7 protein-coding genes and 2 pseudogenes are annotated in these 9,081 nt (G+C 58.4%); 2 read left to right on the top strand and 7 right to left on the bottom strand.

The features are described from left to right. The 5 genes from NKK52_RS31970 to NKK52_RS31950 form a co-directional block, all read right to left on the bottom strand. Positions 1-1,065: recombinase family protein (locus tag NKK52_RS31970; protein ID WP_352630987.1), on the bottom strand; the 1,065-nt coding region annotated here is incomplete at its 3' end. Further along, a complete protein-coding gene (locus NKK52_RS31965) occupies positions 960-1,538 on the bottom strand; it encodes a recombinase family protein (RefSeq protein WP_352630984.1) in 579 nt (192 codons plus the stop codon). The genes NKK52_RS31965 and NKK52_RS31970, both read right to left, overlap by 106 nt. Positions 1,539-1,698: 160 nt before the next feature. Next, positions 1,699-1,908: a hypothetical protein gene (locus tag NKK52_RS31960; protein ID WP_023682435.1), complete on the bottom strand. Its 210-nt coding sequence runs from the start codon at positions 1,906-1,908 to the stop codon at positions 1,699-1,701. Between the two features lie 310 nt (positions 1,909-2,218). Next, positions 2,219-2,650, bottom strand: a complete 432-nt coding sequence (locus NKK52_RS31955) for a helix-turn-helix domain-containing protein (RefSeq protein WP_352630980.1) — start codon at positions 2,648-2,650, stop codon at positions 2,219-2,221. A gap of 95 nt (positions 2,651-2,745) precedes the next feature. After that, entirely contained in the window at positions 2,746-3,390 is a 645-nt protein-coding gene (locus NKK52_RS31950) for a hypothetical protein (RefSeq protein ID WP_023682437.1), read from the bottom strand. 158 nt (positions 3,391-3,548) lie between these two features. Here NKK52_RS31950 and NKK52_RS31945 point away from each other — a divergent pair. Continuing rightward, positions 3,549-3,763, top strand: a pseudogene (locus NKK52_RS31945) (helix-turn-helix domain-containing protein). 394 nt (positions 3,764-4,157) lie between these two features. Here NKK52_RS31945 and dgt read toward each other — a convergent pair. Next, positions 4,158-5,477: a dGTP triphosphohydrolase gene (gene dgt / locus NKK52_RS31940; RefSeq protein WP_280940308.1), complete on the bottom strand. Its 1,320-nt coding sequence runs from the start codon at positions 5,475-5,477 to the stop codon at positions 4,158-4,160. Between the two features lie 396 nt (positions 5,478-5,873). Here dgt and NKK52_RS31935 point away from each other — a divergent pair, with 396 nt between their 5' ends. Further along, on the top strand, positions 5,874-6,269 hold the full coding sequence (locus tag NKK52_RS31935; RefSeq protein ID WP_198031479.1) for a hypothetical protein: 396 nt from the start codon (positions 5,874-5,876) through the stop codon (positions 6,267-6,269). A gap of 1,683 nt (positions 6,270-7,952) precedes the next feature. On the opposite strand, the pseudogene NKK52_RS31930 reads toward NKK52_RS31935, so the two are convergent. Next, positions 7,953-9,025, bottom strand: a pseudogene (locus tag NKK52_RS31930) (IS110 family RNA-guided transposase). Positions 9,026-9,081: the final 56 nt, after the last annotated feature.

Below are 9,081 nucleotides of genomic sequence, written 5' to 3'. Positions count from 1 at the left end.
CCCGCGAGCTTGTGCAGCTACCGCAGACGCGGCCGTTTCCGCAAGTAAATCAAACGGTTGCCTGAGGACCGTGCGGACCTCGCCGCGATTCCATTCGCAGTTCGACAGCACCAGATTCAAAAGCCGTTTTTTCTCATTTGGGGCCTGGTGAGTGAACATTTGGCTGGCGTTGCGGGCTAGCTCAAGCAGTTGGATCCCATCGTCCATGTATGATTCCTGCGCCTCGCCATGGCGCTCTATCTCACGCAGCAGACGCGCTTGTTCGACGCGCCATTGCGCCGACATGCGGTCGTAGAAGGCATTGTCGATGCGGCCGTCGAGCTTGTCCAGGTACATGGCGTTGAGGCGGTCTTCGAGACGCTTGTACTGAGTCTGACACCGCTCAATCGCCTGTTCCTGCTCCCGCCGCTCATCTGCATGGCTCGCCTTCAGCGCGTCGCGTACCCATTCCAGAACCTCCTCATCGAAATGAAGTTGGTCTAGGAGCCCGGCAAAAGTCTTATCCAGCACCTCCTCGCGAACATATTTGCGACGACAGTCGGCATAGCCGCCCCGGCCTTTGTCGGCATGTCCCGTGCAGTGGTAGTAGATGTATTTGCCCTTCTTGACCTCCGCCACGACCGCACAGCCGCACTCAGCGCAGGTCATGAGGCCCGAGAAGGCGAACTCATAACCATAGGAATGGATAGGGGTCGCGTGCCGGCCTGCCAGGACGCCCTGGACTCGTTCCCAGAGGTCGATCGATACCAACGGCTCGTGCTTGCCGTGGTGCAGCCTGCCATTCCATTGAAACAGGCCCGTATAGAGCCGATTGCGCAAAATCGTGTGCACGGTGCTGACCGGTACTGGGTTGCCGCTCTTTGGATGGATGAGGCCGTCGCAATGCGCCGCCTTCGTGAGCGCCTTGAGTGAATACTGGCCGGTCGCGTAGCGCTCGAATAGCTTGGTGATAACCGACGCTACCACCGGGTCCGGCTCGATGACCTTCTTACCGTCCTTGGCCGTGACATTGAGATAGCCGAGCGGCGCCTTGGACGGCCAGATCCCCTGTTCCGCCTTTTCCATCTGCCCTTTCCGGGCTTCCTCAGAAAGATTGTCGATGTAGTTTTGGCCATCAGCACCTTGATGCCATGCATGAACTTTTCCGAGGATCGCGAGTCTCGCGACAGCACCACGCCTTCCTTGGCGAGGTGGATCTCGACATCGAGTTCGTCAAGCGTCACCCAATCCTTGAGGTTGCGGTAGAGCCGATCGGTCTTCTCGACCAGGATGACGCGTACGCCAGGATGCTTGCGCAGATATTTGACCATCTCGCCGAAGTTGGTCCGCCCGGTGTTCTTGGCGGTCTCGACATCAACATATTCCTCAACAATGCCAAACTGCCGCTGAAGAGCATATTCTCTCAGCAGCTTACATTGCGCCGGGATCGAAAAGCCTTCTTTCTCCTGCTCTTTCGAGGACACGCGCGCATAAAGCAGCGCTTTCACCAAGCTGCCGGGCTTCGCCTTCGGTGCTGCTCGCTTGTCGATCGGCTTCATCTCCGCTCCTTCGCAGTCACGAAACGGCGCATGTGATTGGCATGTTGGCGGTCAGGCCTGGCCACAACATGCGAACCTGCAGTCGGCGGAACCGTTTTTCCTCATGTCATCTGAGGCGGCGAAGAGCCATAGCGCGATTTCACGTGCCGGTCGGTGCTACTCAATCCATCTTGTGCCATTCGGCAAGGATGCGAAAGAACCCGCTGACGTTTTCCACGATCTGGCGCGCTTCTTCCTTCGACAACAAACGACCGGTGCGTGCCTCGAAGAGTTGAACCGTTCGTTCCAGCAAGGCGTCGTCGACAGCGCGCCGCCGAGAATATGGGACGCCCTCGACCTGCCGACTGGCATCTCTGCGTGTTGCCTTCATTGCACTTGCCCGATTTCGAACGCGCGATTGCGCGGTCAGAGCAAGGATCGTCGAAATCTGCGTAATCGCGCATGACCGTTATGTACGCTCCCGTTTCCTTTTCTACTTCCGCTTTGCTTCCGGAAGTCATTCCGGGGCTCTGGAACTCCCGGCGCCTGTCAATCAATGAGGAGCGTGATGAAAGGAGCACTCGCGAGCTTTCTACAAGGAATCATCTACGCCAACCCTCCCTCGACCGGCATGGGTTCGGCGGACGTTCCGCTCTCCTGCTTTGGGTCGACGGCCGCCAGTTCCTCCCCTAATGCAGCGATCAAGGCCGACACACGGCCGCGCACCCGTGGATGAAGTTGCACCAGCCTTCAATCAGGCGTCGGCCTTCCGCGCTGGCAATAAAATCGATGCGCTCATCGACCGCTAGCGTGGCAACGTCACGGTCAGTCTCATTGCCCGGCAGGCCTCCGAAGAAACGGCTGACTGGGACGGCCAGTGAACTAGCGATATCGTAGAGCATGGAGGCACTAACGCGGTTTTTCGCGTTCTCGTATTTCTGAAGCTGCTGGAAACTGATGCCTATGGATCGGGCAAGCTGGGCTTGCGATACGTCCGACTGGAGACGAACGATGGCGATCTGCCTGCCGACGTGCTGATCTGCGGGATGCGGGCTACACTCGGTTTCAGTCTTTGGCCATGCCTGGATGACGCGGGGGCGTCCTGGCTCCGCAAATACCTTTCGGGACTGCATCAGTCACTCCATGGATAGAGAGTTTGATTCGGTAAGCCCCGCGAAAATTACCAAACCGCCGAATGATCGCGATTTCGGAACCTTATTGCCGAAGTTCAGCGTGAGACTTTCTGCTCTCTAATCCGAGCTATATCGTCTAAGGCCGAGCGGATCTGTGGCCACGGGGGCTCACTGTCATGTAGCGAATACTCCCCTTCCCTAAGCGCTGCATTTAGCTTGGCGGCTATACCGGCGAGCGACGTTGCAGGAACTTGGGATAAGGCTTCGAGCAATTTCTTCGCCCGCTCGCCAGCTTCGCGCTCAGCAAGTAAGGCTGTCGAATAACCAATCTCCCTCGCGGCGGCATCCCAGCGCGCCTGATTGGCTACGATTTCAGCTTCAGCTTGGGTGCGGGCCACTGTGTTAACCGGACGAACACCGAGCAATTCCTGGAGGGCTTCAACGGAGTGAACTGTCACGCTCTCGCCGTCGGACAAGGTAACTGTCGTGCAAGGGAAGCCAACGGTCTCGATAAGTACACTCTCCAGCCGCTGCTGCTGAGTGCAAAGCCGTTCAGCCTCCTCCCAAGCCGCCTGCCATCGTTTCCACACCGCCACCGCAGGATCAATGGCGTCATCACCCTCCAAGTCGATGCGAGCAAACGATGTAGCCTGCGTCGCCGCCATTGCGATTGCTGTTCCCGCAAGCACCTTCCTGCGGGTGACGAAAAGCAAACTCATGGTATTGTCGGAATCAGCCATGATCCGAGCTCCAAACAGCTTGGGTTGTGGTCAGGTCGAACGGCGTGTGCGAGCACGTCGTTCGACCGTCTTATGTGCGGTGAAAGACTACAGGTCGAGGCGTGAGCGGGCAACAAAAATCATTACAGGGTGATGAAATTAGCCCTATCCAGTCCAGGATGGCGCGAGCAGCTCTTGGCTGGGGGTGCGAGAACTGGCCGAAATTGCCCAAGTCGCAACGCAGACAATCACTCGCCTAGAGCAAGGCGATCAACTCAAGCCCAGCACTCTTCAGGCGATTCGTGCCACCTTCGAAGCGGCAGGAATCGAATTCATTCCCGAAAACGGAGGGGGGCTTGGCGTCCGGCTTTCGCGTCGCCGGGACGGGAAATGACACAAGCAGAACGCTGAGCGCGGAGATGCATCCGCGCTTCTCATTAACAAGATAGCCAACCACCAACGCAACGCCAGCCATTGAACCTCTAATGCATGTCGCTCAAAAGTGGCCCCGATTTTGAGACAGCGACATGCATAAAAACAAAGACCTAAAGCGGGTCGCCTGAGTCCGTTGGAGTCCGTTCAAACGCGACGCGCTTTAGACGGCGCAAGAACCTTCACGCCAAACTGGAATGAGGCAGGGGCCGTCCGGTATAAAGGTCGTTCCTATGAGAGATGGTCCAGTTCGATAGCGGAACGTTCGCCATGAAGTTGGCCAGCGCCAAGCACGCCGGTCAATCCTATTCGGCGGTGCAACTCAAAGCCGCTCATCCTGAAATTCGCCGGTCTTGTCAGATCGGCTTGAACATGCTTTCCGCTGAGTCGGATTTCAAACGCGCCCAGAACTCGATGGAATACCGATCCGTCATCCCCGCCACGAAATCGCACACTTCGCGGGCCCGGCCAGTGATGTTGTCTGCTTTGTTGAAACGCTCTCTGACGTCCTCTGGCATCAGAATATCGCCCTTGTCAGCCATCAGCGCTTCGAAAAGATCGGTCACGACATCGTAACCTCGATATTCGCCGAGCTTCACGCGCGGGGCATAGATAGCGGCCTCATAGGTGTACTGTTTCAAGACTTCCTTCCTGCGCAATCGCCCTTTGGTCAGCTTCACCTGGCTCAGAGGCGGACATTGCTCATTGTAGTCCAACTCCACTGACGAGATGAATTCGTGCACCAGTTGCGACGACAACTCTGTGCGGTTGTATCCGTCATCACTGATCAGCCTGGACGTCTTATAGACAGCGGTAAATCGCTTGAATCCTACCCGCTCGGCCTCCAGCTTCTGTCTTCTGGCCGCCTCGGCTGGCTGCAGACTGTCCCGATCCTCGTGGTTGCGCATTCCGGCGCCATCCGAACTCCCAGTCGCATCTACCCCCGCGCCACTTTCATCGTTAACGGGCTCGCCCTGGAACAGTCCGGCAAAAATATCGAAGAATACGTCGAGCACATCTTCCTTGCTGACGTCCTCCTTGATCTGCTTCGATACGGTCGCTGCCACCTTTTCCAACAGCGCATCCTTGGTCGCCAGGATCTTCGCAGGACTGAGGAACCCGACCTTCAGGCAGTCTCCAAGATCGTAGACGGAATATGCAATGTCGTCTGCCAGATCCATTATCGAGCATTCGAGCGACTTGAACTCTTTTCCGCGCTTCAGTTTGAAGTCGCCTATTACTGAGCTTTTGATATTCTCGACGATCGTTTTTTCCGTAGCGTAGTAGCCCTTCTCCACCTTTGAGCCTTCAGGGCGCACGGCTTTGATCATGTTGTCGTACTTCAGGACAGAAGCCAGCGTCCGATGGCAGAGGTTTAGACCGGCCCTTATATCGCCATCGCCCTCGAGAGCTTTGGCGTATTTGACCTTCTTCTCTAGCCTGGTCAGGATTCGCAAGGTTTGGGCATTGCCCTCAAACCCGCCATATTCGAGCATCGCATTGTCGAGCGCCCGTTCACCGTTGTGACCGAATGGCGGATGGCCAATGTCGTGAACCAGACCAGCGGCGAAACACAACCTAACGTCAATAGGTTCAGGCAAAGTAGTCTTGTATGTGTGGTTGATGAACTCGGCTATTCCCTGGGCGATCTGGGCCACTTCAAGCGAATGTGTCAGCCGGCTCCTGAAAAAATCGGACTCGCGGCTGGGCGCACTCGTGCCACGTTGGGAACTACGCCTGCGGCAAATGCAGGGGTTGCGTGAAGCACTACAACACTTGGTCGGCTCTTGGCTGGACGCCTCACTGAAGAACCTGCTCCGAGGGAGCAGCCTCTTGACTGGTCTGCCTGGTTACCGGCAGGCGCGGTGATACGTGAACTTCCAAAGCCGGAAGAGCAGCGCGATCGGTCATTTATAGACGTAATGCAGTCGCGCCGATCCGCCACTGGAGGACCCGTAAGCTGGCGAGACATTGAAGCGTTGCTTTGGTACGCGTGCAGGACCCGCGAATCTTGTGGGATCGGACGTGCCGGCGTGCCTTTGGAACACCGGATTTCACCCTCAGCAGGTGGATTGCACGCCGTCCAGATCATTTATCAAATGTCGAACAGCGATCATGCGGCACGCGCGTATCTGCCCACGAGACACGCTGCAGCTTTACTCGGCGCCTCATCCCAGGCAGCCGAACTCAACAGAGAGCAGGTGAATGGGGTACTGGGAACCGCCCTAGGGTGCACCCTTCGGTTGGTAGCAGACCTGTCAAAAATTGATGCAGGCTATGTGAATGGAGAAAGCTTGGCCTGGCGTGATGCCGGTGTTGTTTGCGCTACCCTAAGTTTCGTAGCGGAGGGGCTTGGCCTGCGCTCCAACGTGCTGGGCTTTTCAGGCAACGCCTATCTACCCTTGATTGGGTTTCCAACGAACCGCTTCATGGCAGTCGGGGCCGTGCAAATCTCCAGTTCCGGTTAGTGGTCGCACCAAACGACAACCTGGAGATACATGAATCGCCAAACAAGATATCCGCGCAGATGGGGGCACACGTGATTTCTGGCCCTCGACGGTTGTTTCGACTGGCTGCTGAAAATGTGGAATCGACTGCATCGCTTCGCCGGCTCGCACCGACAGAAAACGGCTGCCGCTAACTCTCCAATCTTGAAGGCCTGCCCCCTGAAAGCGACAATGTATGGACGCGGTTTTGGCAGTTGCGGCCCGTCGCTGATCCTAAGTGGCCAGTCCGGTCCACACTCCCAACAATCAATCAACGTCGTTTCCGACGGGCACATCTGAAAGTTGCTGACCGCTTCCTAGGCCACTCGCGAAAAAGTCTCACGCGCCTCCCTCCCTAAAAGATATCGACTTGGACAGACGATCCCCTTCCCTGACCGATTATATTCGCTGCTGGTGAGCAGTACCTCTCCTCCTCCCGGCTGACTCTGTCGGCGTCGTCGCTGCTACCGCCTATTTCGTAAAGGGCGAACCCGGCGGCTCTGTACCGAGCGCCTTTTGCCCCAACCGTCGAGGCGACGACAGCGCTGCCGGAGTGTGGAAAAGCAAGGCGCGGCGGTTCATCCTGGACGTGGCAAACTCTCCCATATGCTGTGATGGCGATCAGTCAGTGACGTAAAACCATCAGTCGGCAATACGACGGTTGCGATCCGCTTCAAGATTGCGAGACCCCTGGCAGCCGACAGCCAGTTCAGTTGGCAACGCGCGGCGCCTGCATCTCGGACATATGCCGCGCCCGACCGCCCTACGACGGATTCTCGTTTTGGGGCGGGCTTGTCGCGACGAGGCGCTTCCATTGAGGCCGTGAAGCCTTGCAGCCGCAGTGCGGCTGGGGAGTGGCCAACCGACAAGCCTGCGCTCGGCCGCCATCCTACGGCCGGCGCTGGCGACGTCGACTCTTCGGGCCGAGGTGAAGGAGCCGAGGTGAAGCCCCTCTGCTGCAGCGAGCCGTTCGCCGATCGCGGCCACCTCAGGCTAGGTCGGCGAGGTTTCTAACGTGGTCTATCCAATAGCTCCTTGTCTACCGACTAGCGGCTACCTCAAGAACAGTCTCTGACCACGCCGCCCTCCTTTCCCGGCCCCAACTCAAGGTCAGCCAGGCGGCCGCACATCGCACCAAGCTACGGACGAAGAACGAAAATCGACGATTTGAGAGGTGCAGGGAAAACCCGCACCTCGCGAAATCGCCGGAAATTCCATTAAAAAACAACGACCGATCGACGCCGCACCTCGCGGCCTTTTATCTAGCCGTCTTAATCGGTCGTGCTAGGCGAGAATTTGTACGCATCGTCGTTTCTCCTTCCATCTACGATAATATACGAATTTATTCTCCACGCTACGTTTCCACGTTTTGGCGTCGAGTTCCGATGCGCCGAGCAGTCTTACGCGCTCTGCGACGGGTGTTTCGGCTGCACTGTGGCAGCGCTCGAACCGTCGTGGCGCACTTTTCCATCGGACTGGCGGAGCATCGTCACAGGCAATCGACCGCGGTCCGGCCGTCTGTGGATCGGCGCGGCCGCAGGCAAGATAACGTGCGTTCCGTCGTTCCTGGTCTGCATCGGTCCTCATCCGCCAAGGCGGATCTTCGTGTTCAGCTGGCGTCGTTCACGTTGCTGACGCCCTGCGTTTCAACTGACGATCCCCTGCTCATCGATGGGCTCCGAGCAGCTTGCGGTCCTTGAGATGAGCGCGCTGGGCAGCGTCGGTTGGGCTTGCCGCCGGATCGCCGACGTAGAACGTTCCGTCGCTCCACATGGCGTGCATGATCACCGCCAGCTTGCGCGCCACCGCCACGCACGCCTTGCGATGGCAGGAGCGTTTGGCGATTTCCCGGCCCAAGCTTTTGCCCTTGTCCATGCCGCGGAGGCGCGTCATCAGCGCCGACGCCGCCTCGTAGAGCGCGCGCCGCACGGCCGCGTCGCCAGCCTTCGAGATGCGTCCCTGGACGTCGATCGATGTGCTCGACTGCCATCGCCGCGAGGTCAGCCCGAAGTAGGCGGCGACGTCACGCGAGCGGCGGAAGCGCGATCGTCGATCGCCGTCATGAAGGAGAGCGCCGTCACCGGGCCGACGCCGGGGATGGCCATGAAGCGTCGGCACAGCTCGCTACGCGCGACGATCTCACCACCAGATCGTGCAGCCGGCAATATTCCCGCCACTGAACGGCGCGCCCCGACAACATGGCGTCCATCAACTCGGCTGACAGCGGATCGGCCGCGAGCACCGCCTGGTCGAAAGCGCCACGCGACGTGCCGCCAAGCTTGATGCCGAACGCCTTCAGCGAGTGCCGGAGGCGTTCTCAAAATTGACGAACTTGCGCTTCAGGTTGCGCCGGTGGGTCAGTAAAAGCCGCATCCGATAGCAATCCTGCGTCTTGATATGGGCCTGACGAAACCAGCCGGTGCGCATGATGTGGGCGATGCCGAGCGCATCGGCGGCATCCGTGTTGTTGCGCTGCGCCGACATCGCGGCGCCCACGTGCTGTGTCTCCAGGCAGATCGCCGGAAGGCCGCGTTTCAGAAGCTCGGGATTGAGCCAGGGCGACAGCGATCCGGCCTCGTGGCCGACGCGCCGCAGCCGCGCCACGAACGGCTTCAACACCACGAACAACGCATCCGGATCGGTCTCCACCTTGACCGTCAAATGCACCTCACCATGTTCGTCGACGACGGACACCGCAGTTTCGTCCACGCAACATCCAGTCCGCAAAAATATTCCATCAGCCGCCTCCTGCGTGGCTTGACAGGTGATTTCTTAGCAGTTGCCCTGCTGTACT

Origin of the sequence: Mesorhizobium sp. C277A, assembly GCF_040324395.1 — a bacterium.
In the GTDB taxonomy this organism is placed as follows: Bacteria; Pseudomonadota; Alphaproteobacteria; order Rhizobiales; family Rhizobiaceae; genus Mesorhizobium.
Note: the sequence above shows the minus strand (reverse complement) of the source record. Positions and strands in the feature narration are given on the sequence as shown.